Source organism: Rossellomorea aquimaris (genome assembly GCF_000935355.1).
In the GTDB taxonomy this organism is placed as follows: Bacteria; Bacillota; Bacilli; order Bacillales; family Bacillaceae_B; genus Rossellomorea; species Rossellomorea aquimaris_B.
Map to the genome: position 1 here is coordinate 1,095,980 of NZ_JXZC01000001.1, position 25,607 is coordinate 1,121,586.

Below are 25,607 nucleotides of genomic sequence, written 5' to 3' on the forward strand. Positions count from 1 at the left end.
AAACAACGCCACTAATATCCCTTTATTTTAGGATTAATTCACTTGATAATGCTCACACGATTCCAGGGGACACCCTGAATTCCCGAAACTTAAAAAGCACCCCTCCAGATCCGATTCTTGAGGGGTGCTTACAGACTTTACATCAAACTATATAGTCTTATATCAGGATTTTTATCATTGAACCATCTCATGGCAAAATCATTTTCAAACAAGAAGACAAGGTTGTCATGACGGTCTTTCACCAGCATGCTTCGAGAGCTTGACATTGTTTCCTTAACATCTTCTTCATTTTCAATCCATCTTGCTATTTTTGATCCAATCGGTTCCATTTTCACATCAACGTTATACTCATTTTTCATTCTGTGCTCAAATACTTCAAACTGAAGCTGACCGACTGCACCAAGAATGATATCTTCCGTGCGGGTCTTATAATATTGAATGGCCCCTTCTTGAACCAGTTGAAGAATTCCTTTTTGGAAGTGTTTTTGTTTCATTACGTTTTTAGCTGTAACACGAACAAAAAGTTCTGGAGTAAATTGAGGGAGCTTTTCATATTGGAAGCCTTGCTTTCCTTGAACAAGCGTATCACCGATTTGATACGTACCTGTATCATAAACCCCAATAATATCCCCACTCACAGCTTCATTTACAGTGCTTCGATCATCTGCAAGAAATTGTGTAGACTGGGCAAGCTTAATGGATTTACCTGTTCGGGAAAGATTAACAGTCATCCCTCTTTCAAATTGACCTGAACAAATACGGACAAATGCAATCCGGTCACGGTGAGCGGGATTCATATTGGCTTGAATCTTAAACACAAAACCAGAGAATTCCTCTGCTGTCGGCTCAATCTCACCTGCATCAGAATTCCTTGGCTGCGGAGACGGTGCAAACTGTAAATATGTTTCAAGAAACGTTTGAACGCCAAAATTCGTTAATGCACTACCGAAGAAGACAGGAGATAGCTCTCCATTTGCTATGCGTTCGCGGGAAAATTGGTTTCCTGCTTCGTTCAGAAGCAGAACATCTTCAAGAGTTTGATCATATAGATTGCTTTCCTTAAGAGGGTGCTCGCCTTCAATTTCACCTTCATCGTTTAAGGGTATAAAGCGATCTTCATCCTCAACACGGAATTGCTCAATTCGATTATGGAATCGATCATAGATTCCTAAAAATTCTTTCCCCATCCCTATTGGCCAATTCATCGGGTAGGATTGAATTCCCAGTACTTCTTCAAGCTCTTCCAATAATTCTAACGGCTCACGTCCTTGACGATCGAGCTTATTAATGAAGGTGAAGATCGGTATCCCTCTCATGCGGCAAACTTTAAAAAGCTTTAAGGTTTGCGCCTCGATCCCTTTGGCTGAATCAATGATCATAACCGCGCTATCAACAGCCATCAAGGTTCTATACGTATCTTCAGAAAAATCTTGGTGACCTGGTGTATCCAGGATATTCACCCGATAATCATTATAGTCGAATGCCATCACAGAAGATGTGACCGAAATCCCTCTTTGCTTCTCGATTTCCATCCAGTCAGATGTTGCAAACTTCCCTGATTTTTTTCCTTTTACAGTTCCAGCTGCTCGAATCGCTCCTCCAAAAAGAAGAAGTTGCTCTGTTAATGTTGTTTTCCCAGCATCCGGGTGGGAAATAATAGCGAAAGTCCGTCTTGACTGAACTTCCTGTATAAAGTCTATTTTCATTCATAAAACCCTTTCTCGTCATTGTCACTTTCTCATCATATTCGTTCTAAAGTAACAATGCAACAAAGAATCAAAACCTTGGTCATTCAGGTCGGTTACACAGATCATCTCCTATTAGTATGATCGGGACGACATCCGCATTCATTATCCAGGCTTTTATTACATTTCACGTGTCCACTGAACAATCCTGGAACTTAATGTAGATGCTGTTTCTTCGGAAACCCTTTCCTGCAATGAATGGAATAATTTTGTTTGTATATCTTCCTCTTCATAGGTAAAAGAATAAGACCATTGAATATCAGGCACTGCAATCAATATGAACTCTTCTTTCTTGTTTTCGTAGATATATACTTTTTGTTCCAAGCCTTCCAAAAAATTTTTTCTGATCTTCATAATTTGTATCCCCTTTCATGAAAACGCTTTATTGGCGCATACTAATGACGATGTTGTCCGTACAACTTTGCTGATATCGTGTAATTGTAGGTTGTCAGACGTCTGAAAGAATTGTAAAATAAAAAACCGAAAGCATCAAGTTACAAACTTACATTTTGAAGAGGTGAAAGAAGTGCAATATTTATGGGGTATCATGGGTATCATTGTCGTTCTGGGAATTGCTTTTGCATTTTCCACGAACAAAAAGCGTATCAATTTCAGAACCGTCCTTGGAGGACTGGCTATACAGCTATTTTTCGCTTTTGTCGTGTTAGAAACTTCTTGGGGTCAGAGTTCTCTTAAATGGTTGACTCAGGGTGTAAACGCTATAATCAATTATTCAAACGAAGGGATCACATTCCTTTTCGGTGGTCTTTATACGGAAGAATCCAATATAGCGTTTATTTTTGCATTTAATGTCCTTCCTGTCGTCATTTTCTTTTCTGCGTTAATTTCAGTTCTTTACTATCTTAAGATCATGCAATTTTTCATCAAAATTTTAGGTGGCGGATTGGCAAAGCTGTTAGGAACGAGAAAGGCGGAGTCACTGTCTGCTGCAGCGAATATTTTCGTCGGACAAACAGAAGCTCCGTTAGTAGTAAGACCTTATCTATCTAAAATGACTGAATCGGAACTTTTCGCAGTCATGACAGGCGGACTTGCCTCCGTTGCCGGTTCCGTATTAGTCGGGTATTCCTTATTAGGTGTCCCTCTGGAGTATTTATTGGCAGCAAGCTTCATGGCAGCTCCTGCCGGACTTGTAATGGCAAAGTTATTTGTACCTGAAACAGATCATACGCCTGAACCAAAAGAGCTTGATATGGAAGCGGATTCTGATTCGGCAAATGTGATCGATGCCGCTGCCAAAGGTGCCAGCGTCGGGCTTCAATTAGCACTTAATATCGGTGCAATGCTACTTGCGTTTATTGCACTCGTTGCCCTCATTAATGGTTTACTAGGGTTTGTAGGTGGTTGGTTCGGTTTTGACAGCCTTTCACTTGAACTATTACTTGGATATGCTTTTGCTCCACTTGCTTTTGCAATTGGTGTTCCTTGGAGTGAGGCAGTTGTCGCAGGAAACTTCATTGGACAAAAGCTTGTCATCAACGAATTCGTTGCTTATTCCGCGTTTGCTCCTGAAATCGGTAACTTATCAGATAAAGCGGTAGCCATCATCTCATTCGCTCTTTGTGGATTTGCGAACCTTTCTTCCTTGGGTATCTTACTTGGTGGACTTGGAAACCTTGCCCCTGACCGCAGAGGAGATATCGCCCGCTTAGGATTAAAAGCCGTCATTGCCGGTGCACTCGCTTCGTTACTAAGCGCTGCAATTGCTGGTATGTTTGTATAATTTATATGATCAAAAAAGAAGCTGTCCACTGGGTGGACAGCTTCTTTTCATTCTAGACTGCGGATGGAATAAACAACTCATCATCTGAAAGACAGGTTCTTCTTTTCCCGGATTTCTTCGCTGTATAAAGTCTTTGATCAGCAAGTGTGATAAGCTTTTCAGGGTCATTGGCTTCAGTGGTTTCGGCTTGACCGAAACTCATGGAAATCGGCAGAGGCTGTAAGGACTCCAACCTGCCGTATAATTCCCTCAAAAACTGATGGATTACTATGTCATCCATATGAGGCAATAGGATGACAAATTCTTCTCCGCCATATCGAAATGCCTGTCCCTTATAGCCCTCCGAGAGGGTACGAAAAACTTCCCCTACCTTTCGAATCACTTCATCCCCTGTTAAATGACCATATTCATCATTCACTTTTTTGAAATCATCAATGTCACCCAGGAATATGGTGAAGGATTCATTCGCATCCACTTTCTTTCTAAACTTTTCCTGAAATGATAGTTGATTGAATAAGCCGGATAAATAATCTCTATGGGCGAGATGATGATAGGCTTCCATTTGCGCATAATGTGCACGCTCCCGCAGCATGATCAACGCCCCAAAAAGACCGATGATCCAAAGGAAAAACAAATTAAAAGAAAGTGTGAAATAATGTTGAAATTCATTTAAGTTGACGGTCATGATCCCCATTAATAGATATGCGAGGCTGAATACAACAAGGGAAATGAGGGCCCCTTTCGTTCTCCAGTAAATCGTTGCATGCATGACAAACAAAATTGAAATCGGATAAAGCGGACTATGTATCCCTTCTGATAGAAACATCAGCCAGATCAATGCCAGGAAATCGAATATGATCCCCGCTTTTAAGATGATTTGAAGACTTCTTTTATCATCCCTTGCCCGTATAAGTGCGATTTGAGTCACAAGCATATAGATGACACCGGATATCAATAAATAGGGGAAGATCTCTTTGTTCGTAGAGATATTATCTGAAAAGGGAGGGACGTAAAATAGGAGTATAGCAATCACTACAAACAGCCACCTCAAAGTAGAAAACAATTTCTCTGTTTCATAATCATTTAAATACAACGAAAATCTCATAAGCTTCATTCTCTCATTGTTTAATATATAGTTTAAATTTACCAAAGTTTATGAAAGGCGTCTATGTTCATATTCAAAAAAAGCAGACCAACATTTATCATATTGGTCTGCTACTCAGGAGAAGATTATTCGGTTACACCGTACCTCAACTTGCTTTCTTCTATCGCAATATTTTTGTCACTATGAGGATATTTCGTATTTTCGATGATTTGATAATCCTCATGACCTTTACCTGCAAAGATGATGATATCACCGGGTTCACTTACCTCCACTGCATGCTTAACTGCTTCTGCGCGATCCCCTATTAAAGCATACTGTTCATGCTGCATCCCTTTTTCAAGATCTTCTAGAATGCTGTCGTACTCTTCATATCTCGGGTCGTCTGTCGTTAAGATGACATAGTCTGCGAGTGATGCTTTTTCTGCCATGGTAGGCCGTTTACTCTTATCACGATTCCCTCCTGTACCGACGAGGAAGATGATTTTGTTTTCTTTAAACGGAAGGACTGATTGAATGGCGTTTTCGATTGCATCCGGCGTATGTGCATAATCAATGTAAACGGACAGGGGAGCATCCATTTCTACCTTCTCCATTCTGCCACTTACAGGTGGAAGGTCCCGAACAATTTCAACCAGTCGGGATACTTCCATACCCCTCGCGTACAGACATGCCATAGCTGTAAGGACATTGTACACATTGAATTTCCCTAATAGCTTCATTTCTACCTCAAAGCTCCCTTGAGGAGAAATCAGCGTGAACTTCGTTAAATCATTGAAATACTCCACGTTCTCTGCCTTAAAGTCTGCATGCCCTTCAAGACCATAGCTGATCACTTCATGAGGAGTCATATAGCTGTAGCGGTCATACCAGTCGTCATCTGCGTTGAGAACAACGTACTTTGGATTTTGTAAGTCTTGACCCAGTTGTGAGAACAATAGCCCTTTCGCATATCCATAATGTTCCATTGTCCCATGATAATCCAAATGATCATGACTTAAATTGGTGAAAGCCACCACATCAAAGTCGATCCCCCATAATCTTCCCAAGGCGAGCCCGTGTGAGGATACTTCAAGGGTGAAATTTTCAATATCGCGATTTATTGCTCTTTGAAGCATCTGCTGATTCGTTAAGTTGTCACAGGTTGTGTTTTCACTCGGTAGCAGCTCTCCGTCTAAATTAAAGCCGATTGTACCCGATAATGCGGAGCTCCGGCTGTCTTTTTTCAGGATGGAGTGGATCAGGTTACTTACTGTGGTCTTTCCGTTTGTACCAGTTATACCGAAAACCGTTAACTTTTGTGAAGGGTAATCATAATACTTATTTGATAATTGAGCCAAGGCTTTGAAGGAGTCTTTGACAACGACCAATGCCGCTTCATTTAAATCAATGTCCAATTGTTTTTCTGCAACAATCAGGGTGGCTCCTTTTTCAACGGCCATCTGTGCATAATCATGTCCATCCACTGTGTAGCCTCTTGTGCATACAAACATGCTGCCTTCTGTCACTTTTCTGGAATCTACATGAATCTCTTTTATTTCTGAAGGTAATTCACCGTAAATGGTTTTTAATTTAATGCTGTCTAACAGGTTATATGTATTCATATTCTTACCTCATTTGAATTAATATTGTATCTATTTTATCTTATCATCTTAGCTTTGATAAGAGAAATACCTCCTAAAATCAAAACAAACTTTTTTCACACAAATGTCACCTACCCTTAATGATAAGAATTAAAACAAAAAGAAGTCCTTCATCCTCCTATTGGAGGATGAAGGACTTCTTTTCTATCCCGCAACCATCTTCGATTGAACATAGTGCCAAAGTAATTTTTCTGTATGAAGAATCGATGACTCATGTGTCCGTTCATATGCGTGAGAAGCATCGATACCTGCTCCTATCAGTCCGTGAACAATATCAAATCCTGCCCGGATTGCTGCTGATGCATCAGATCCATAATACGGATAAATATCTACCTTATAATCGATTCCATTCTCTTCAGCCAATGATACTAAATGCTTACGCAACTCGTAGTGATAAGGTCCACTCGAGTCCTTCGCACATATAGAAACGGTGTATTCATCCGTTGATTGACCATCACCTATTGCTCCCATATCCACTGCCAGGTATTCAATGGTTTCGTCAGGAATATTAGAATTCCCCCCATATCCGATTTCTTCATTATTGGAAATTAAGAAATGGGTCGTATAAGGAAGAGAGATTCCTTCTGATTTAATTTGGCGAATCAAGCAGAGAAGCATACCCACACTTGCCTTATCGTCTAAATGGCGGGATTTAATAAAGCCGCTTTCAGTAATTTCAGCACGTGGATCGAAGGAAACAAAGTCCCCCACTTCTATACCAAGCCCTCTAACTTCTTCTGCATTGCGGACCTTTTCATCAATACGGACTTCTATATTCGTTTCGTCCCGTTTTGCTTCACCTGCATTTTTGTAAACATGAACGGAAGTTTGATGCATGAGGATCGTTCCACTGTAGGTTCTGCCCGAAGAGGTTTCAATCTGACAATACTCCCCTTCGACTGCATTCCATCTGAATCCGCCAATCATTGATAAACGCAGACGTCCATCGCCCTTGATTTCCTTTACCATTGCGCCAAGAGCGTCCACATGTGCCGTCAGCATGCGATGCCTTCCTGTGTCTTCGCCAGGTAGCGAAATGATAAGCGCACCTTTTCTGTTTCTTTTCATTTCTACATTTAAGTCTGAAAGATATTCCTCAACAAAATTCATGATCTTATTCGTGTTTCCTGAAGGACTAGGAATTTCTACAAGCTCCTTAATTAATTGAAGCGTTTTCTTCGTATCTGGATATGTATTCATTTGACTCCCTCCCTTCCCGTATTATACCGTCATTTGCCAGATTACTACAAATCATGTTTATCGAATATTCCATCGAATGTCGTTAAATCCCTTAACAGCTTCCTTTTCAAATTTCTTTCTCTTTTCTTTAATGAAAGGATGAACAAATCCACACTTTCCGCAGCTGTAAATGGCCACATTCCCCCCTAACCTCTGTCCATGGGGATATACCAATTGATCACCATATTCCTCTTTCATGAATAATTCGCTTTCATTTATTGTGGTATGACCGCAATATAAACATCCTTTAAACATCATATTTTCCTCCATCCCTTTTTGTACATGCCTATGACATGAACGGGAATACTATGAAAGGATTTGGAAGAAAGTTTACTGTTCGTCTTATACCTAACAGTATTCAATACACATTACTTGGGAGTGATATAGTGAACTCATCTACATTGGACAGTTTACCTCAGGGAAAGAAACATCCTAAAGGACTATACCTTCTATTTTTCACTGAATTATGGGAGAGGTATAGTTACTACGGAATGAGAGCTCTTCTTGTCCTTTATTTAACAACCGCTTTTGTGAGCGGAGGATTAGGGGTGGATCCCGCGAAGGCATTATCCATCTATGGTATCTATACAGGTAGTGTATATTTCACCCCAATTTTCGGAGGCTGGCTTACGGATCGCTATATTGGGTTAAGAAAGGCGATCACCATTGGGGGTATTACAATGGCGTGTGGAGATTTCTTAATCTTCCTGACCCACTCCCAAATAGGTTTATATGCCGGATTAGCCCTATTAGTGATTGGAAACGGATTCTTTAAACCGAATATTTCAACCCTCGTCGGGGAGCTCTATCCACGACACGATAAACGAAAGGATGCGGCCTTTACGATTTTCTATATGGGGATTAACCTGGGAGCGTTATTCGCACCGCTGATTGCAGGTTTTCTTGCAGAGGATTTATTCCTCACAACGCTAGCGGATGGAACGATGCACTATGGATTCAAATGGGCATTTCTTGCATCCTCCATCGGAATGGTTACCGGACAAATTATCTTTAGTACATTAAATAATAAGTATCTCGGAACCGTTGGGCTTAAGCCTAATAAAACGTTAGCTGAAGAAGCGAATGAAAACCAGAATGTTCCTTTAACGAAAAAGGAAAAGCAGCGTACAACAGCCATTCTCATCCTCGCCTGCTTTGTCGTTTTCTTCTGGGCTGGTTTTGAACAGGCAGGGAGCTCGTTCACTTTGTACACTAAAAACTTCATCGATCGGGAAGTGTTCGGCTACACTATACCCGTTGCCTGGTTCCAGTCAGTTAATCCCTTGTTCATTGTGATCCTGGCACCGATTCTCTCAAGTGTCTGGCTTAAGCTTTCAAGATCAAATCGAGGGGATTTGAACATGACGACAAAAATGGGAATCGGAATGATTCTCCTTGGACTCGGATTTATGATTCTCATTCCAGCAGTGATGCAAACGGGTTCGGATGAACAAAATATTACCGTAAAGGCAAACCTGTTATTTATCGTCTTTACTTATCTGCTTCACACACTGGGAGAGTTATTCCTTTCTCCAGTTGGTTTGTCCCTTGTCAGTAAAGTAGCACCAGTAAAGATTGCCTCCCTGCTAATGGGCGTTTGGATGGCTGCGATAGGTGTGGCGAGCCTTCTTGCGGGACAATTGGCTTCCCTGACAGCTACGCTGGGATATTTGGAAATCTTCGCTGTCATCGGTGCCACAGCCATCATCCTGGGCTTCGTATTACTTGTCATTTCGAAAAAGCTTGTCTTAATGATGAGGGAAGAAAACCATACGTAAAAAAATAGGAGAACCGCTTGGCATTCAAGCCAAGCGGTTCTCCTATTTCACCTTCTTCCCAGCTACACTCCCGTTCAATAATCCACCAATCAATAAAATCGTGGAAGAAATGTAGAACCATACAACCAACGTAATGACACTGCCCAGCTGACCATAAAACTGGGAATAATCGTTCAATTTCACATACGTACCATATAACCAGGAAACCCCCTGCCAGCCAAAGGTAGCGACTAGTGCACCGGGAATGACATGCAGGAAGGAAATTCGTTTACTCGGAACAACCATATATAGAAACAGGAAGAGTATGAGCATAAAGAGTGAACTTAAGCCCCATTTTCCTATGACCCATGCTTGACTCCATTCTCCGTTAATCCTCCCCTCTGTGAATCGTGCGTGACGGATATATTCCTCAACCACCGGTACGATAAGAGAAAAAGAAATAAGGAACATAAAACCGACTGTCAATAAAAGATCATACAATAACGCAACCAGAAAGGGCTTCTTCCTCTCAATCTTATATGCTTTATTCAATGATCTCACCATGGATTGGACGGCCATAGAGGAAAGCCAGAACGTAAAGAAGATGGAAATGGACAACACATCTCCCCGTTGGTCATACAAAATACGATCTATATTATTTTGAATGATGGCGTACGATTTATCAGGTGCAAATGGTTTAATGAGAAGCAATACATTGGTTTCTGAAATGGGCAGATAACTAATCAACGAGAAGACAAAAATTAAAAACGGAAAAATGGATAATAACAAATAATACGCCAACTGTGCAGAATGATCGAAGAAGCGTTCTTTAAAAAAACGAACGGTCACCATCTTGATATGATGTAAGATATTCATGATTTTAAACTCCTATATAGGAATGATATTCTTATTTTCCCCTTTCACTCACAATTCAATCATTATTGATCTGATTTGCATGAGCATTTGTCCCTTCTTCATTTTCCCTTCAATATGGTAAGCGTTGACAAATACTTAGAATAATGGAGGAGCCCCTTTTTAACAAATGCCATAAATTTCAATGAGAAAAAAAGATAAATTTTTCCACACCATTCACCTTTATGCATTATAAATCATTCGATATTATCGTTATTTTCTATATTGGGGATATATTTTCACATGATGAAATAGAAAACATCCAAAACTAATAAAGGATTTCTCCCGTTCATTCAAGAAATGAATAGTAGAACGGAAATTTCTTGCATCACTGTTTAAAACAGACGAAAGGAAAGGGAGAATTGATATGGGCAACAATAAGGAAATAATGGGGAATGAAGATGTATACACAGACTTTATTAATAAAATGACCTATGGTGAATACCTTGGTCTGGATACACTACTCCATAGTCAGAAACGTTTATCCGGTCACCATGATGAAATGTTATTCATTATCATTCATCAGGTAAGCGAGTTATGGATGAAATTGATCCTTCATGAAATCAAGGCTAGTATCACTTCCATTCAAAAAGGTGAACTTTCTCCTGCATTTAAAATGTTGGCACGCGTTTCAAAAATCCAATCACAAATCATTCATGCCTGGGATGTACTATCCACACTTACTCCTTCAGAGTATGTCGAGTTCAGGGACAGTCTTGGGCAAGCCTCAGGATTTCAATCCTACCAATATAGAATGATCGAATTTGCCCTCGGATACAAAACGAAACATGTACTGGAAATTTATAAGAAGGATCCTGAGTTATTAGCCCAGCTAAAAGAGGCATACGAAGCCCCTTCCCTCTATGATGTTTCCATCCTCGCACTGTCAAAAGCAGGCTTACCCATTCACGAGGATGTACTTCTTCGGGACTATAAGAAGCCTTACACGGAAGATCAGTCTGTATTGGAAGCCTGGACAGAAGTCTATAAGCATACCGATCAATATTGGGATTTATACGAATTAGCCGAAAAATTGATCGATATTGAGGATTGGCTTCAACAATGGCGTTTCCGACATATGAAAACCGTTGAACGGATCATCGGGCATAAAATGGGCACGGGAGGATCAAGCGGAGTAGGCTATTTAAAAAAGGTCCTTGACCATCGGTTCTTCCCTGAGCTGTGGAATGTCCGTACGAATCTTTGAAAATAATTGACGTAATATTCACGCATTCTATCAGCCTATTTTTATTTCCATCATTCGTAAGGGTTGCCTTTTATATGGTTACCTGATATTATGTAAGAGAATTATTTTTGTTCGGAATGGAAGGATAGACAAAGTTTTTAAAGCTTTTCGCCTTGAAGTTACATGAGCAAGAATAGTAATACAATTGTGTGGAGAACACACGAGGAGGTAACATTATGTTAGAAGGTACAGTTAAATGGTTTAACGCAGAAAAAGGTTTCGGATTCATCGAGCGCGAAGGTGGAGACGACGTGTTCGTACACTTCTCAGCTATTCAAGGCGAAGGATTCAAAACTTTAGAAGAAGGTCAAAAAGTTTCTTTCGAAATCGTTCAAGGAAACCGTGGCGACCAAGCTGCTAACGTTACTAAAGCATAATTCATGCTACTGACGAAGACCCTACTCTGTAGGGTCTTTTTTCTTTGCCCTCATCCATTAAGGCGTTTACAATAGTCATATCACTCAAACTAGGAGGCTGTAATTTTGACTCGACACTCTTTTCATATCACGACGGATTGGCCGGGTTTACGAAACGATGTAGGAACCTTGAGCTCAGGAAATTTAGAAACAAAAATATCGATTCCACCGGAAATGGACGGCCCTGGGATTGGAACAAACCCTGATGAAATGCTTCTGGGGGCTGCAGCTACATGTTACATCATTACACTGGCCGCAATGCTTGAACGAAGCCACATCGGGAAAACCGGCTTAACGATGACATCTGAAGGAATTGTAGAAGTGGAAAAAGGAGTTATTACGTATAAGGAAATCATTCATCGTCCTGTCTTGACATTAGTCCCCTCCCTTACAGAAAAAGACATCTCCCTTGCTAAAAAACTGTTGTTGAAAGCCGAGCAGTCTTGTATGATCACCCGTGCAATCAAGGGGAATGTCACTGTTAAAGTTGATCCCACCCTTCATCTATCAAAGTCATAAACAAAGGGCACCCAAGCGGATGCCCTTACCTTTATTGAAAGCGATTATGATTCAGCGTGAACAAGCTTCACTAACATATGGGCAAGCATATGCTGCTCATCCTTGTTACCCGCTTTCCATAATTCATATAATAACTTCTCTTCTCTATTCTTCGGCTCTTCATGTGCTGCAAGATAATCCCCTACCTTCTGGGCTGCCTTAGCTTGCTGCTCTTCATTCATCCCTAACTTATCAGCCAAGGAAACTTTATTACCTAAGTATTGTTTAAAATGATCAAAGTTTGAAAGAATATCCTCTTTCTTGTCCTGAGACATATTGTCTAACGCACTGTCTACTTTCGACTCCATTTTTTCCTCTGTAGAATGATTTGCCATGTAAAATCTCTCCTCTCATTCAATCTAGTATGTATATTCCCACCACTGGAAGAGTTAAACATATATATACATATTATTGGTAACGGAAACCCCAACTCTCTCCTTCCTGTTTAATCCTTTGCTCCAGAGTGTAAACAATATAGTGGACACTAGAAAATGAGGAGGACGAAAAAAATGAAGAATGATAAGAAGAAAGTTGCCATTATTACAGGAGCAAGCAGTGGGATCGGACAAGCTACCGCGAAGGAATTAGCCTCAAAAGATATAACCGTGATGCTTGCGGCAAGACGCGAAGAACGATTACAAGAATTGAAGGATGAGATTGAACAATTGGGCGGAACTGCTTATTACCATGTAACAGACGTGACGAATGCAGAAGAAATGGAACAACTGGCTAAAAAGACGGTAGAACTGGCCGGCCATATTGACATTCTAGTAAATAATGCAGGACTCATGCCCCTTTCATTAATAAATAAAAGAAAAATTAAAGAATGGGATCAGATGATTGATGTGAATATTAAAGGAGTACTTTATGGAATATCTGCTGTTCTCCCATATATGGAAGAACAAAAGTCAGGACATATTGTTAATATCTCTTCCGTAGCAGGTCATAAAGTGATGCCCGGAAGCTCCGTCTATAGCGGGACCAAATATGCCGTTCGTGCGATTACAGAAGGCTTAAGGCAGGAAATGAACGCTTCCCATAACATTCGTACAACAATTATCTGTCCAGGTGCAGTTGCAACCGAACTGACAGAAACGATTACGGATGAAGATATATTAGCCGCGTTCAAAGATCGTGACATGAAGCCACTCGACAGTGAAAATATAGCGAAGTCGATCTCTTACGCCGTCGAGCAGCCGGACCATGTAGATGTAAATGAAATCATCGTACGCCCTACCCGACAAGATATGTAAACAACAAGGAGGAAGAATCATGAATACACAATTCGATAAACTATTTATTAATGGAGAATGGGTTAATGGAAGCAGTGAGAATATGATCCCCAATAAAAACCCATTCGATGATAAAGAGCTTGGTTCCATTAAAGCTGCCAGTAAAGAAGATCTCGACACCGCTTATAAATCAGCACAAAAAGCTCAAGAAACCTGGGCGAAGGAACTTCCTCAAGTAAAAAGAGAAGTGATGGAAAAAGCCGTCCATGTCGTCGAAAACAATCAGGAATTGATCATTGATTGGCTCATCAAAGAGTCTGGCAGCACATACATGAAAGCGGCAGGCGAAGTGAAGGTCTCCATTAATAGTATGAAGGAGGCGGCAACCTACCCTTACAGAATGGAAGGAAAAATCCTGCCTTCTCAAGTGCCCGGGAAAGAAAACCGTGTCTATAGAGAACCACTGGGAGTTGTGGGAGTAATCAGCCCCTGGAATTTCCCTTTCCATTTAGCTGTACGCTCAATCGCAACGGCTTTAGCAACCGGAAATGGTGTGGTGGTTAAACCAGCTACCCACACCCCTGTGACAGGCGGGTTATTATTTGCAAGCATCTTTGAGGAAGCGGGACTGCCAAAGGGATTACTGAATGTAGTCGTCGGAAAGGGGTCAGAAATCGGTGATGATATCGTCACTCACCCGATTCCGCGTTTAATCTCCTTCACAGGTTCCACTGAGGTGGGACGTCGGATAGGTGAGCTTGCAGGAAAAAACCTGAAGAAGACCGCCCTTGAGTTAGGAGGGAATAACGTCTTTATCGTCTTGGATGATGCGGATCTTGAACAGGCGGTTGAATCTGCCCTATTCGGTAAGTTCTATCATCAAGGACAAATTTGCATGTCCATAAATCGGATCATGGTTCAAAGAGGCATATACGATAAATTTATCGAAACCTTTGTATCACGTGTAAAAGAACTAAATGCAGGAGATCCCTCAGATAAAACAACCCATATCGGTCCGTTAATTGATCAAGATCAAGCAGACCGAATCCTGAAGGATATTGAGAGCAGCAAGGAACAAGGAGCGGAAGTTGTATTAGGAGGCCACGCAGATAATAACTTATTGCACCCTACAGTAATGACTCATGTAACCAATTCAATGCCGATTGCGAAGAATGAAATCTTTGGACCCGTAGCAGCCATCATCCCGTTTGAAGATGACGATGAGGCGATCCGCTTGGCCAATGAACATCCATACGGCCTCAGTGGAGCAGTACACTCTTCCTCCATAGAGAGAGCGACGAATCTTGCCCACCAAGTGCAGACCGGGATGATTCATATTAATGATGAACCTGTGAATGATGAACCGCATATGCCATTCGGAGGGGAAAAGGATTCTGGCCTTGGCCGTTTCAATGGCGAATGGGCTCTTGAAGAATTCACAACGGTTAAATGGGTAGCCGTTCAACATAAGAGAAGAGATTATGGACCATTTATAGAGAAGAAATAAGTCAAAAAGCGAGTCGTGATGACTCGCTTTCCTTATGGGGGTGATTGTATGAAGTTGTATGAAGTCTGAAAATAAAAAACTGCTTCGATGAGAAAAATACAGCATTTAGTTCTGGAAAAACGCATTTTGATAGGAAGTTGATCCATTTCAGTAACAAGACACCAAAATTCCACTCACTATTAGTTGATTTTACTAAATGTTGGCTGGATATCGGCGAAATTCTGATTTTATCAGCGAAATTCTGATTTTATCGGCGAAATCAGTACTTTTATCGGCGAAATTTCAAATATAACGGCGAACTGGACTTACGACAAAAGATATCTGTGACTGACCCAAAGTACCCGATCTCTAATTTTCACAATTCATCAAACCCATTAGCATCCGAAGTCTTCGTATATTGTCTTGATTTCTGTTCAAAGAAATCGGTCTTCCCTCTATCCACTTCCTGATAGGCAATGATCCATTTTAGAGGATTCGATTTATAACCCTGGAATGGTTCTTCAAATCCCAGCTGCTTGGCTCTTTTATTCGCCATGAACTTAATATAATCTTCAAGATCGCTCATTAAGAGGCCGTCAACGTGAGATCCGATAATTTCCCTTCCCCACTCAATTTCCAGGAGAGCTGCCTGTTTGAAAGCAGATTGTCCAAAGTCACGCAGCTCTTCCGTTTCATAAGAAGGGTTCTCGTTCAGCACCTCTTTAAATATTTTTTCAAATAAGCCGACATGCAGCTGTTCATCCCGATTGATGTAATTGATCATCGTAGAGGTCGCCACCATTTTCTGATTTCTGGCCAAATTGTAGAAAAACGCAAATCCGGAGTAAAAGAACAATCCTTCCAGAATCACATCATAAACAATCGACTTTAATAGATTCTCAATGGTTGGGGATTCTACAAATCCTTTATATCCATTCGTGATAAACTCATTCCGCTTCTTTAGGATTGGATCGTTCTTCCAGAAATCGAACACTTCATCCTGTTTCTTTTTGGACACGATACTGGATAACACATAACTGTACGAGTGGTTATGGACGACCTCCTGCTGCGCCAGAATGATCATCAGTGCATTCAGGCTGGAATCAGTGAGGTAGTCTGCCACTTTACCCGCGTAATCTGTCTGCACACTATCAAGGAGAGCCAGAAGGCCGATGATTTTCAAGAAGGACTCCTGCTCCCTTGATGAAAGAGTAGGGAACTGCTTGATATCCTTTGCCATGTTGATCTCAAAAGGTGTCCAGAAATTCCCGAGCATTCTCTTATATTTCGGATATGCCCACGAGAACCTGACATCATCCCAGTTTAATATATTCGAGCTTTTCCCGTTTACGATACCTGTTGATTTATTTGGGGCCTTTGAATCTATTAAGATTCGCTGCTTTAATTCGTTCACGTTCTCTTCTTCCTTCCTGTTAGCTATGGCAGCTTTCGCATTCTTCAAAATTTGAAACAGATGTTGATCGCACATAGTAGGTCGTTTTCAATCCTGACTTCCATGCATCTAAATGAAGAGACAATAACTCTATCGCCTTGATATCATTCCGCACATACAAGTTAAACGATATTCCTTGATCTATATGACGCTGTCTCATCTCATTCTGTTTAATACTCCAGTGCTGATCTACGTTATAAGCCGTTTTGTAATACCAGGTAGTCTTAGGCGATAAATCAGGGGCTGTCACGGGAATCTTATAATCCTTCTTTTCTTCCGAGTACTCTAATCTGAATAAAGGATCTATACTTGCAGTGGATCCCGCTATGATCGAGGTGGATGAATTAGGTGCCACGGCCATTAAATACCCATTTCTAATTCCTTTTGAAGAAATATCATCCTTGAGTGCATCCCACCTGGGTCCAGAATACCCTTTCTTTGAAAAATACTCTCCCGTGGACCAATCTGAACCGCTGAAATATGGATAAGAACCTTTCTCTATTGCTAATTCATGACTGGCTTTTATCGTGTAATAGGCAACCTCCTCGTAAAGGGAATCACAATATTCAACGGCTTCATCGCTCTCCCATTTCAACCCTTTTAATGCAAGGAGGTGATGCCACCCAAAGGTTCCTAATCCAATTCCCCTATAGCGCCTGTTTGTCAACTGGGCTTGCAGGACTGGAAGTTTATTCATATCTATGACATTATCAAGTAATCTTACACCTATGGAGACGACTCTTTCCAGTTTATCATCCATGATTGCTTTAGCTAAAGAAACAGATGCCAGGTTACAGACGACGTAATCTCCGGGAGATTTATAGGTAATGATTTTCCCGTCCTTTATAACCTCTTCTTCCATGACTGTCGCACTCATATTTTGGGCGATTTCCGTACATAAATTACTACAGTAAATCATCCCTTTATGCCCATTGGCATTTAGCCGGTTAACTGTGTCACGGTAAAACATGTATGGTGTTCCTGTTTCGAGCTGGGAAATCATGATCCGCTTAAAAATTTCAATTGCTGGGAGGACTTCCCTTGAGAGACCGGGACATTCCACACACTCCCAATACTTATCCCTGAAAGAACCTCCTCCATCATGTTCATCATAATAATCTTCCAGTGAATACCCCATGACCACCCTTACTTCATGAGGATCAAATAAATACCATTCCCCTCTCTTCTCCACTTGCTCCATAAATAAATCAGGTAAACTGACACCTGTGAAAAGGTCATGGGTACGCTGCCTTTCATCTCCATTATTTAATCTTGTATCAAGAAAAGGAAAAATGTCCTTATGCCATACGTCTAAGTAAACAGCGATCGCTCCTTGACGCTGACCTAATTGATCAACGGATACGGCTGTGTTATTTAACTGCTTCATCCACGGAATGACACCTGAACTTACTCCCTTGAAACCTTTGATATTACTTCCCCGGCTTCGGACCTTCCCTAAATAGATACCAAGTCCTCCACCGTTTTTACTTAATGTGGAAACATCTGTATTGCTGTCGTAAATACTTCTTAAATCATCTGCCACCGTATCAATAAAACAGCTTGATAACTGACCATGACTTTTGCCGGCGTTGGCGAACGTTGGTGTTGCTACCGTCATGTACAAATTGGAAAGTGCCCAATATGCTTCCTGAATGAGCGCCATCCGCTTATCACGGGGTTCGTTCATAAAGAGTGTCATGGCGATTATTAGAAATCGCTCCTGGGGTAATTCAAGGATTTCACCATCATGGGATTTAGTTAAATACCGCTCTGACAATGTCACGATCCCTATGTACGTAAACAGATGGTCTTTAGATGCGTCCATGATCCTCCCTAAAGAGTCAATTTCATCTTTGCTATAGGATTCCAATAGTTCGGTCGTAAATAGTTTTCTATCAGTCAATTCTTGAATCAATTCATAAAAGGAACTGTAAAGCACGCTTTCTTCAACTCTCCTTGAATAGGCGACGGTACGATAGAGTTTCACTAAATATAATTCTGCAGCAACATACGTCCAATCAGGTTCATGTGCAGAAATTCGTTCGACTGCCGTGAGGATCATGAAATGATATAGCTTTTCTTTGCTCGATTCAGATTGACCTTCTGCATACTTAAAAATCTTTTCATCGAATTCTTTAAAATCTAGGTGTGGAAAGCGACTGTGGAGTTTTGTAAGAATCGCTTTCGCTTCCATTGTGATCCTTTGATCCTGTGATACGATTGACATCATCATTCCTCCCAAATTTATACAGTGTGGGAAGGAGTCAAAAAAAGCCCATCCTTCTTAGCGGATGGGCTTTATGTACGATAGATATATGCATAGGCTAAAGGGCCTATTCCAATCCTCGCTTTATCCTCCCAATTCCCGAAGAAGATAATACATGATAAACAAGGCAGGTCTCCTGACTCATGCTTCACCCTACTCTAAGGCCTTCCCATCGTATACGACAGTGGCAGTTCCTTATTTCGTCAGCACTTACAGTTGCGGGGACAGCTCCGGATTCACACCGGATTCCCTTTTAAGTCCATTCAGACACCCTATTCACAGGTCATTATCAATATATAGTTTAATTAATGAAACAGAACACAAAATGTTGTGTTCTGTTAAATCATAAACGATTAAAAATAATTTTACAAGTGAAACTATTTATTTTGTTTTGAAGCTAGAATCCTTTACTAGTATCACGCTATTACACTCGTAAAGTCAAGATATGTAATAAAGAAGGAAGGAAAAATCCTCCCTTTGAAATATGCTTATAATTATTATTTTCCATGAAAAGAATAGGAGAAGATTGAATAGTATGTTCAAAAGGACACTAGTCCCCCGACACCTTCCTATATGTTAGTTGAGAAAATGATAAGCACTCTCTATAATTCAAATAGAAGGTTGTTTGACAGTATTCTTTGGTCCCCAATATTTTTTATAGGCTGTTTAAATGGAGGAAGATATCTCGATTTAAACAGCCTCTTTTTTTAGCAGCAGAGTTCTTACATTTTCATTTCTGCCCGGCAGTTGACAGTCGGATGTAACTGCATACATTATAGTGAAAGAGGGACCATATTAGTAATGCACTGTATTTCAACCTTATTACAATCTATACTTTTCGGCTTAAATACTTTCTTTTTACTGGCTTTTCATTTAAAATGCGCATTAAGTGATTGTTTGAAATCACACCTTACTTCTGAAAGGAGTCTATTATGAAAAAATTATTAACGGCTTTACTATTGACATTATTAACGATTGGACTAGCCGCTTGCGGTTCGAACGAGGAGAGCCAAAAACAAGCTGACGATAAAGCGAAAACAGAAGAAAAAAGCGATGGACAGGCTCAAGAAGATCAAGCGAAGCAAATGGAAGAAATGCAGAAGAAAATGGATGAACAGAAGGTTGAAAAAGATAAGATCGTTGCCATTGTAAACGACGAAAAAATTAAAGGTGAAGATTTCAATAACGTATTGACTCAATCACAAATGCAGTATCAACAGATGGGACAAGACCCGACAAGTAAAGATGCAGCAAAGAAAATAAAAGAACAAACGATTGATAGTCTAGTTGGACAAACACTCCTAATGCAGCAGGCCGATCAAAAAGGCTACAAAGCATCTGAAGACGAAATCAATAAACAATTGGAAGAAGTTAAAAAGCAGTATGGTGATGAAAAGAAATTTGAAGACGCAATGAAAAAAGCCGGATTTACGATGGATGAGTTAAAAACTCAAATCGCTGAAAACATCAAATACACAAACTACGTTGAGAAAGAAATCAAAGTAGAAGAAGTCTCTGAAGAGGAAATGAAGAAATTTTACGATCAGTATGCAAGTCAGCAAGGTCAAGGTGAATCAAAGGACGCACCAAAATTCGAAGAAGTTAAACCTCAGATCAAGACTCAGTTAGAACAACAGAAAAAACAAGAAAAACTTGTTCAGCATGTAGAAGATTTAAAGAAAAATGCTAAAGTCGATGTAAAAATCTAAAGCATCATTGTAGAAAGCCACCTATACAGATAGGTGGCTTTCTTATGTTCTATTCCCCCATTATGTTTTTCTCTGATCAAGAAGGGTATGGTACAACAACGACTCATTAAGGGAGGATGAAAGATTATGACGAAGAGGGCCAATGACAATCCCGAACAAATCAATCAAGATCATGACGGCATTCTCGATCAGCATGAAAGTGAGCAAAATGTGGATCCAATTCCCCTCGATGACTTAAAAAAAGAGCAGCTGGACGAGAAAAATAAACATCATACGAAAGATGACTCATCAAGCAAAGAATAATACGTAAATCAAAAGCCCTGTGGGATTCCCACAGGGCACTCTTTTATTTGGATAACCAATTCGTATGGAATGTTCCTTCCTTATCCACTCGCTGATACGTATGGGCTCCAAAGTAATCTCGTTGGGCTTGAAGAAGGTTGGCAGGCAGTGACTCAGAGCGATAGCTGTCATAATATGCTAAAGCACTCGCAAGACCTGGTACAGGGATCCCTAACTTAATGGCTGTAGCCACCACTTCCCTAGCTTCCTCCTGATAGTTTTCTACGATTTCCTTGAAATATGGGTCAAGAAGTAAATTCGTTAATCCCGGTTCACGATCATAAGCTTTCTTGATTTCTTCCAGGAAGCCTGCACGAATGATGCATCCACCTCTGAAGATCATGGAAATATCGCCGGGCTTCAGGTCCCAGTTATACTCATCCGAAGCAGATTGAAGCTGGGCGAAACCCTGTGCATATGAACAAATTTTGCTTAAATACAACGCTTTACGAATCATTTCGATAAACTCTTCTTTGTTACCTGAGAACTCCTTATTTCTTGGTCCTCTTAAGATTTTACTTGCCTTCACTCTTTCTTCCTTCATTGCAGAAATGAAACGGGCAAACACAGATTCAGTAATGATCGATAATGGTACACCTAATTCCAGTGCAGAAATACTCGTCCATTTCCCAGTTCCTTTCTGCCCTGCTGTATCCAGGATCACGTCAACAAGGGGCTTTCCTGTTTCTTCATCCACTTTTGTGAAAATATCCGCCGTGATTTCAATCAGGTAGCTGTCTAGCTCCCCCGCGTTCCATTCTTTGAATATTTCATGCAGCTCTGTTGCGCTTAAACCCAATACATTCTTCATAAGATAATACGCTTCACAGATAAGCTGCATATCACTGTATTCAATTCCATTATGGACCATTTTCACATAATGCCCTGATCCATCCGGACCGATATATGTACTGCATGCATCGCCCTTTACCTTTGCAGCAATTGCTGTCAGGAAAGGCTCGACCAAATCGTATGCTTCCTTCTGACCGCTCGGCATGATGGCAGGACCGTATAAAGCGCCTTCTTCCCCGCCCGAGACGCCTGCACCGATGAAGTTGATTCCTTTTTCATCAAGTTCCTTATTGCGGCGGACCGTATCTTCAAAGTATGTGTTTCCACCATCAATCAGGATATCTCCCTGATCTAAATGAGGAAGCAATGACTCAATCGCTTTATCGGTGATGTTACCGGCAGGTACCATGATTAATATTTTTCGTGGTGTTTCCAATGACTGGACGAACTCCTTCACATCGTGTGTACCGACCATTTTCTTTCCCGGATGTTCTTCAAGAACTTCCCTTACCTTCTCATCAGAAACATCATATATAGAAACTGAATAGCCTCTGCTTTCGAAATTCAAGGCCAGACTCTTTCCCATCACTCCGACGCCAGCGACTCCTATTTGTTGTTTTGTCATAGATTGAACATTCCTTTCAAATCGAGTAAATATATTTTCACCGTTTATATTATAATACGAAATAATTTTCCGTGGTGTGTTTTTTATGAAATAATATTTTTTTATTTTGTTATTTAGGTTAAAATTATTTTCATCAGTAGTAAATGCAAAATGGAGGTTATACATGAATACCGATGAAAATGTACAACATTGCTTGCCACGAATCAGAACCCATTACTCCCAATTCAGTGAAAAAGAAAAGATGATTGCAGATTTTATTATTGCTAATCCTGAAAAAATTATCCACTCCACCATTAGTGGTGTAGCAGAGGACCTGGGGGTTGCAGACGCCACAGTCTTCCGATTCTGTAAGCGATTAGGCTTTAAAGGCTACCAGGCCATGAAGATTTCCCTGGCTTCGGACCTTGTAAATCCTATTAAAGATATTCATGAAACGATCAATGAGGAGGACTCTGAAGGAGTTATTGCCCAAAAAGTGTTCCGATCTAATATTAGAACCCTAGAGGATTCATCACGTTTGCTGGACGAGGAGATGTTCACGAGAGCCGTTCAAGGGCTGCTTAGTGCCAGAAGAATCGAATTTTACGGAACGGGTGGATCTGGCTTTGTTGCCATGGATGCTCATCATAAGTTTCTTAGAACAGGGATGACCACTACGGCTTACAATGATTCTCATATGCAGATTATCTCGGCTTCTCAACTAACAGAAGAAGATGTGATTGTGTTTATCTCTCATTCAGGATCGAACAAAGATTTAATGGAAGTGCTGGAAGTTGCCAAGAAAAATCGTGTCAAAACCATTGCCATCACTCATTTTGCTAAATCCCCTCTAAGCAATGGCGTCGATATTCCTCTATTTACCGTATCTCAGGAGACCGAGTATCGGTCAGAAGCACTTGCTTCAAGGATTAGTCAGCTTAGTATTGTGGATGCACTATATGTTAATACCATGATGAAAAGAAAAGAACTGTCGAAAGACTCTTTGCTTAAAATGCGTGACGCTATCTCCATTAAGAAAATATAGTATATCCACTAACGGCTATCTGAAGGATAGTCTTTTTTTGATCAAGGGCTAAAGGTGCAGCATATTACATTATCCTATACATATATTGGAACAAATCATATCTATAGGAGATTACTAAATGAAGAACATACTTCTTTTTGCTGATCCTGGAATCGATGACTCCATAGCGATCATGTACGCTCTTTTACACCCGGAAATTAATATTATTGGAATTGTATCAGGTTATGGGAATGTGGATAAAGAACAGGCAACGAATAATGTCGCCTATTTGCTTCACCTGGCCAATCAAACGAATATTCCGATCATCGGAGGTGCCACTCGATCCTGTACTGGGGAATACCCAGTCTACTATCCTGAGATTCATGGGAAAGAAGGGTTAGGGCCAATTCGTCCACCTGATACAATAAAAGGGGAATTATTGAATTTCTCGGAAATCTTTAACTTGGTGGAAAACTTTAAGGACATTGTGGTTGTGGATGTAGGACGAAATACTTCTTTAGCCGTGGCATTTATATTGGATGATAAGTTTGGAGAGAAGATTAAAGAATTTCACATTATGGGTGGCGCCTTTTTTGTACCAGGGAACGTCACTAAATTAGCTGAGGCAAACTTTTATGGTGATCCCGTTGCCAGTAATTTTGTCATGACCCAAGTGAAAAATATTACATCGGTACCACTGAATGTGACAAATAAAGCGATCATTACGAAGTCGCAAATCCAGGAAATCCAGAATGCCTCCTCAAGTCCTTTGATTAAAATCCTTGATAAAGTATATGATTATTATTTACAAGCTTATCAGAAGCTGATCCCGGGTATTAGCGGAGCTCCCCTCCACGATGTCCTGACCCTCTCTTTACTCATGAACCCTGACATGGGCAGCTACCTCAAGAGGGATGTAGATGTTCAAATTTTTGGAGAAGCCCGCGGGGAGTCCATAGCTGATTTCCGTGTCGGTTCAGAAGAAAAAGAGTCTACTACAAAAATCTACCTTTCACTGGATTACCAGGCATTTATCCATGATTTCATGACGATCATGAGCAAGTAGAGGGACGGACCTTGTTCCAAGGTTCCGTCCCTACTCTTTCACTTCCGATATTCCCGTGCATCCTTCTCCAGCTTCTTATCCACTTCACCTTTAGGTCTGCATCCAATTTCTCAGGCGTCCAGTCTTTCAATGATCGTGGCATTTGCCATCCCATGCCCCTCGCACATCGTTTGGAGGCCAAATCTCCCCCCGGAACGTTCAAGCTCATGCATCATGCTTACCATGATTCGAGCACCACTCGCACCAAGGGGGTGTCCCAGGGCAATTGCTCCCCCATTTGGATTTAACTTTGCAGGATCTGCTCCCATGTCCTTTAACCACGCAAGGGCCACTGGCGCAAAAGCTTCATTCACTTCGAAAATATCAATTTCCGACACCGACATTCCTGCCTTACGTAAAGCTTTCTTCGTTGCGGGTATTGGGCCGGTAAGCATAAGGGTTGGATCAGAACCCACTACGACGCGTGTATGGACCTTGATTCGTGGCTTCAACCCTAATTCTTCTGCCTTCTCTCTTGTCATCAGAAGAAGTGCGGCTGCCCCATCACTAATTTGGCTAGCATTCCCTGCATGAATGATTCCATCTTCTTTAAATGCAGGTTTTAAACTTGCCAGTACTTCCAAAGACGTTTCTTTTCTTGGTCCCTCGTCTTTAGAAAATGAAAAAGAAGTTCCGTCCGGTCCTTTAACCGCCACCTCATAAATTTCCCTATCAAAATAACCTGCTTCTTGTGCCTTTAACGCCTTTTGATGACTTGTGAATGCGAATTGATCAAGCTCTTCACGGCTGAATCCATACTCTTCTGCAATCCTTTCAGCTGATAGTCCCTGGTGTATGATTTCATGTTGCTCTCGAAGCTTTTCACTAAAAGCAGACCCCTGATAGTTTGAACCGATTGGAGTTCTTGACATATTCTCTACCCCACCAGCAATCACGACATCCATGTCGCCGGAAAGAATTGCTTGTGATGCAAAATGCACAGCCTGCTGGCTCGATCCGCATTGCCGGTCGATTGTCGTACCAGGTACCTCGATTGGAAAACCGGCAATCAATGCAGCCACCCTCGCAATATCACCAGCCTGCTCACCTGATTGAGTGACACAGCCTAAAATGACATCATCGACTAGCCCAGGGTCAATCCCCGTTCTGTCCATTAACCCCTTTAGAATATCTCCAGCCAAATCATCCGGCCTCATATCTTTCAATGAACCCTTTCTTCTCCCGACCGCTGATCGAATACCTTCTACAATGACAACCTCTCTCATCTGCCT

The 25,607-nt window shown here is 41.0% G+C and carries 23 protein-coding genes and 1 riboswitch; of the genes, 11 read left to right on the plus strand and 12 right to left on the minus strand.

The window, feature by feature from the left end:
• Positions 1 to 137 precede the first annotated feature (137 nt).
• Complete coding sequence (locus TV75_RS05495) at positions 138 to 1,706, minus strand: peptide chain release factor 3 (protein WP_044337629.1); 1,569 nt, start codon at positions 1,704 to 1,706, stop codon at positions 138 to 140.
• A gap of 159 nt (positions 1,707 to 1,865) precedes the next feature.
• Positions 1,866 to 2,099 carry a YueH family protein gene (locus TV75_RS05500; protein ID WP_044337630.1) on the minus strand — a complete coding sequence of 78 codons (234 nt, stop codon included), beginning with the start codon at positions 2,097 to 2,099 and terminating at the stop codon, positions 1,866 to 1,868.
• A 172-nt stretch (positions 2,100 to 2,271) separates the two neighbouring features.
• Here TV75_RS05500 and TV75_RS05505 point away from each other — a divergent pair, with 172 nt between their 5' ends.
• A complete protein-coding gene (locus tag TV75_RS05505; protein ID WP_044337631.1) occupies positions 2,272 to 3,489 on the plus strand; it encodes a NupC/NupG family nucleoside CNT transporter in 1,218 nt (405 codons plus the stop codon).
• A 52-nt stretch (positions 3,490 to 3,541) separates the two neighbouring features.
• On the opposite strand, the gene TV75_RS05510 is transcribed toward TV75_RS05505, so the two are convergent.
• The 4 genes from TV75_RS05510 to TV75_RS05525 form a co-directional block, all read right to left on the minus strand.
• Positions 3,542 to 4,594, minus strand: coding sequence for a GGDEF domain-containing protein (locus TV75_RS05510; RefSeq protein WP_172655619.1), 1,053 nt, complete (start codon positions 4,592 to 4,594; stop codon positions 3,542 to 3,544).
• Between the two features lie 125 nt (positions 4,595 to 4,719).
• Entirely contained in the window at positions 4,720 to 6,195 is a 1,476-nt protein-coding gene (locus TV75_RS05515) for a UDP-N-acetylmuramoyl-L-alanyl-D-glutamate--2,6-diaminopimelate ligase (RefSeq protein ID WP_044337633.1), read from the minus strand.
• Positions 6,196 to 6,378: 183 nt separating this feature from the next.
• Positions 6,379 to 7,434 (minus strand): M42 family metallopeptidase, encoded by a 1,056-nt coding sequence (locus TV75_RS05520; protein ID WP_044337634.1) that lies wholly within the window; start codon positions 7,432 to 7,434, stop codon positions 6,379 to 6,381.
• A 57-nt stretch (positions 7,435 to 7,491) separates the two neighbouring features.
• The gene (locus tag TV75_RS05525; protein ID WP_156142322.1) at positions 7,492 to 7,731 is read right to left on the minus strand and encodes a hypothetical protein; all 240 of its coding nucleotides are present in this window, start codon (positions 7,729 to 7,731) and stop codon (positions 7,492 to 7,494) included.
• 125 nt (positions 7,732 to 7,856) lie between these two features.
• Between TV75_RS05525 and TV75_RS05530 the strand changes: the two genes are divergently transcribed.
• Positions 7,857 to 9,251, plus strand: a complete 1,395-nt coding sequence (locus TV75_RS05530) for a peptide MFS transporter (RefSeq protein ID WP_044338029.1) — start codon at positions 7,857 to 7,859, stop codon at positions 9,249 to 9,251.
• A 42-nt stretch (positions 9,252 to 9,293) separates the two neighbouring features.
• Here the strand turns inward: TV75_RS05530 and TV75_RS05535 are convergent, their stop codons facing one another.
• On the minus strand, positions 9,294 to 10,106 hold the full coding sequence (locus TV75_RS05535) for a YihY/virulence factor BrkB family protein (protein WP_044337636.1): 813 nt from the start codon (positions 10,104 to 10,106) through the stop codon (positions 9,294 to 9,296).
• 403 nt (positions 10,107 to 10,509) lie between these two features.
• On the opposite strand from TV75_RS05535, the gene kynA reads away from it, so the two are divergent.
• The 3 genes from kynA to TV75_RS05550 all read left to right on the plus strand — a co-directional run bounded on the left by kynA (position 10,510) and on the right by TV75_RS05550 (position 12,323).
• Positions 10,510 to 11,349, plus strand: a complete 840-nt coding sequence (gene kynA, locus TV75_RS05540; protein WP_044337637.1) for a tryptophan 2,3-dioxygenase — start codon at positions 10,510 to 10,512, stop codon at positions 11,347 to 11,349.
• A gap of 215 nt (positions 11,350 to 11,564) precedes the next feature.
• Positions 11,565 to 11,765, plus strand: coding sequence for a cold-shock protein (locus tag TV75_RS05545; protein WP_034763568.1), 201 nt, complete (start codon positions 11,565 to 11,567; stop codon positions 11,763 to 11,765).
• 105 nt (positions 11,766 to 11,870) lie between these two features.
• Positions 11,871 to 12,323, plus strand: coding sequence for an OsmC family protein (locus TV75_RS05550; RefSeq protein WP_044337638.1), 453 nt, complete (start codon positions 11,871 to 11,873; stop codon positions 12,321 to 12,323).
• A gap of 44 nt (positions 12,324 to 12,367) precedes the next feature.
• On the opposite strand, the gene TV75_RS05555 is transcribed toward TV75_RS05550, so the two are convergent.
• Complete coding sequence (locus tag TV75_RS05555) at positions 12,368 to 12,697, minus strand: DUF3243 domain-containing protein (protein WP_044337639.1); 330 nt, start codon at positions 12,695 to 12,697, stop codon at positions 12,368 to 12,370.
• Between the two features lie 174 nt (positions 12,698 to 12,871).
• Here TV75_RS05555 and TV75_RS05560 point away from each other — a divergent pair, with 174 nt between their 5' ends.
• Positions 12,872 to 13,615, plus strand: coding sequence for an SDR family oxidoreductase (locus TV75_RS05560; RefSeq protein WP_044337640.1), 744 nt, complete (start codon positions 12,872 to 12,874; stop codon positions 13,613 to 13,615).
• A gap of 19 nt (positions 13,616 to 13,634) precedes the next feature.
• Positions 13,635 to 15,101, plus strand: coding sequence for an aldehyde dehydrogenase family protein (locus tag TV75_RS05565; protein ID WP_044337641.1), 1,467 nt, complete (start codon positions 13,635 to 13,637; stop codon positions 15,099 to 15,101).
• Between the two features lie 355 nt (positions 15,102 to 15,456).
• On the opposite strand, the gene TV75_RS05570 is transcribed toward TV75_RS05565, so the two are convergent.
• Positions 15,457 to 16,494 carry a ribonucleotide-diphosphate reductase subunit beta gene (locus TV75_RS05570; RefSeq protein WP_044338030.1) on the minus strand — a complete coding sequence of 346 codons (1,038 nt, stop codon included), beginning with the start codon at positions 16,492 to 16,494 and terminating at the stop codon, positions 15,457 to 15,459.
• A gap of 19 nt (positions 16,495 to 16,513) precedes the next feature.
• Entirely contained in the window at positions 16,514 to 18,763 is a 2,250-nt protein-coding gene (locus TV75_RS05575; protein WP_437176697.1) for a ribonucleoside-diphosphate reductase subunit alpha, read from the minus strand.
• Between the two features lie 145 nt (positions 18,764 to 18,908).
• Positions 18,909 to 19,089, minus strand: a riboswitch (cobalamin riboswitch).
• Between the two features lie 642 nt (positions 19,090 to 19,731).
• Here TV75_RS05575 and TV75_RS05580 point away from each other — a divergent pair.
• On the plus strand, positions 19,732 to 20,508 hold the full coding sequence (locus TV75_RS05580) for a SurA N-terminal domain-containing protein (RefSeq protein ID WP_044337643.1): 777 nt from the start codon (positions 19,732 to 19,734) through the stop codon (positions 20,506 to 20,508).
• A gap of 126 nt (positions 20,509 to 20,634) precedes the next feature.
• Positions 20,635 to 20,811, plus strand: a complete 177-nt coding sequence (locus TV75_RS22070; RefSeq protein ID WP_172655620.1) for a hypothetical protein — start codon at positions 20,635 to 20,637, stop codon at positions 20,809 to 20,811.
• Positions 20,812 to 20,854: 43 nt separating this feature from the next.
• On the opposite strand, the gene gndA is transcribed toward TV75_RS22070, so the two are convergent.
• On the minus strand, positions 20,855 to 22,267 hold the full coding sequence (gene gndA, locus TV75_RS05585) for an NADP-dependent phosphogluconate dehydrogenase (RefSeq protein WP_044337644.1): 1,413 nt from the start codon (positions 22,265 to 22,267) through the stop codon (positions 20,855 to 20,857).
• A gap of 163 nt (positions 22,268 to 22,430) precedes the next feature.
• On the opposite strand from gndA, the gene TV75_RS05590 reads away from it, so the two are divergent.
• Both TV75_RS05590 and TV75_RS05595 read left to right on the plus strand, forming a co-directional pair.
• Positions 22,431 to 23,291, plus strand: coding sequence for a MurR/RpiR family transcriptional regulator (locus TV75_RS05590; RefSeq protein WP_044337645.1), 861 nt, complete (start codon positions 22,431 to 22,433; stop codon positions 23,289 to 23,291).
• 118 nt (positions 23,292 to 23,409) lie between these two features.
• Entirely contained in the window at positions 23,410 to 24,336 is a 927-nt protein-coding gene (locus TV75_RS05595; RefSeq protein ID WP_044337646.1) for a nucleoside hydrolase, read from the plus strand.
• Between the two features lie 110 nt (positions 24,337 to 24,446).
• On the opposite strand, the gene TV75_RS05600 is transcribed toward TV75_RS05595, so the two are convergent.
• On the minus strand, positions 24,447 to 25,601 hold the full coding sequence (locus TV75_RS05600; RefSeq protein ID WP_044337647.1) for a thiolase family protein: 1,155 nt from the start codon (positions 25,599 to 25,601) through the stop codon (positions 24,447 to 24,449).
• Between the last annotated feature and the right edge of the window lie 6 nt (positions 25,602 to 25,607).

Coding starts and splice junctions, on each gene's coding strand:
- TV75_RS05495 (WP_044337629.1), bottom strand. CDS start 1,706: ATGAAAATAGACTTTATACAGGAAGTTCAGTCAAGACGGACTTTCGCT.
- TV75_RS05500 (WP_044337630.1), bottom strand. CDS start 2,099: ATGAAGATCAGAAAAAATTTTTTGGAAGGCTTGGAACAAAAAGTATAT.
- TV75_RS05510 (WP_172655619.1), bottom strand. CDS start 4,594: ATGAGATTTTCGTTGTATTTAAATGATTATGAAACAGAGAAATTGTTT.
- TV75_RS05515 (WP_044337633.1), bottom strand. CDS start 6,195: ATGAATACATATAACCTGTTAGACAGCATTAAATTAAAAACCATTTAC.
- TV75_RS05520 (WP_044337634.1), bottom strand. CDS start 7,434: ATGAATACATATCCAGATACGAAGAAAACGCTTCAATTAATTAAGGAG.
- TV75_RS05525 (WP_156142322.1), bottom strand. CDS start 7,731: ATGATGTTTAAAGGATGTTTATATTGCGGTCATACCACAATAAATGAA.
- TV75_RS05535 (WP_044337636.1), bottom strand. CDS start 10,106: ATGAATATCTTACATCATATCAAGATGGTGACCGTTCGTTTTTTTAAA.
- kynA (WP_044337637.1), top strand. CDS start 10,510: ATGGGCAACAATAAGGAAATAATGGGGAATGAAGATGTATACACAGAC.
- TV75_RS05545 (WP_034763568.1), top strand. CDS start 11,565: ATGTTAGAAGGTACAGTTAAATGGTTTAACGCAGAAAAAGGTTTCGGA.
- TV75_RS05555 (WP_044337639.1), bottom strand. CDS start 12,697: ATGGCAAATCATTCTACAGAGGAAAAAATGGAGTCGAAAGTAGACAGT.
- TV75_RS05560 (WP_044337640.1), top strand. CDS start 12,872: ATGAAGAATGATAAGAAGAAAGTTGCCATTATTACAGGAGCAAGCAGT.
- TV75_RS05565 (WP_044337641.1), top strand. CDS start 13,635: ATGAATACACAATTCGATAAACTATTTATTAATGGAGAATGGGTTAAT.
- TV75_RS05575 (WP_437176697.1), bottom strand. CDS start 18,763: ATGATGTCAATCGTATCACAGGATCAAAGGATCACAATGGAAGCGAAA.
- TV75_RS05580 (WP_044337643.1), top strand. CDS start 19,732: ATGAAAAAATTATTAACGGCTTTACTATTGACATTATTAACGATTGGA.
- TV75_RS22070 (WP_172655620.1), top strand. CDS start 20,635: ATGACGAAGAGGGCCAATGACAATCCCGAACAAATCAATCAAGATCAT.
- gndA (WP_044337644.1), bottom strand. CDS start 22,267: ATGACAAAACAACAAATAGGAGTCGCTGGCGTCGGAGTGATGGGAAAG.
- TV75_RS05590 (WP_044337645.1), top strand. CDS start 22,431: ATGAATACCGATGAAAATGTACAACATTGCTTGCCACGAATCAGAACC.
- TV75_RS05595 (WP_044337646.1), top strand. CDS start 23,410: ATGAAGAACATACTTCTTTTTGCTGATCCTGGAATCGATGACTCCATA.
- TV75_RS05600 (WP_044337647.1), bottom strand. CDS start 25,601: ATGAGAGAGGTTGTCATTGTAGAAGGTATTCGATCAGCGGTCGGGAGA.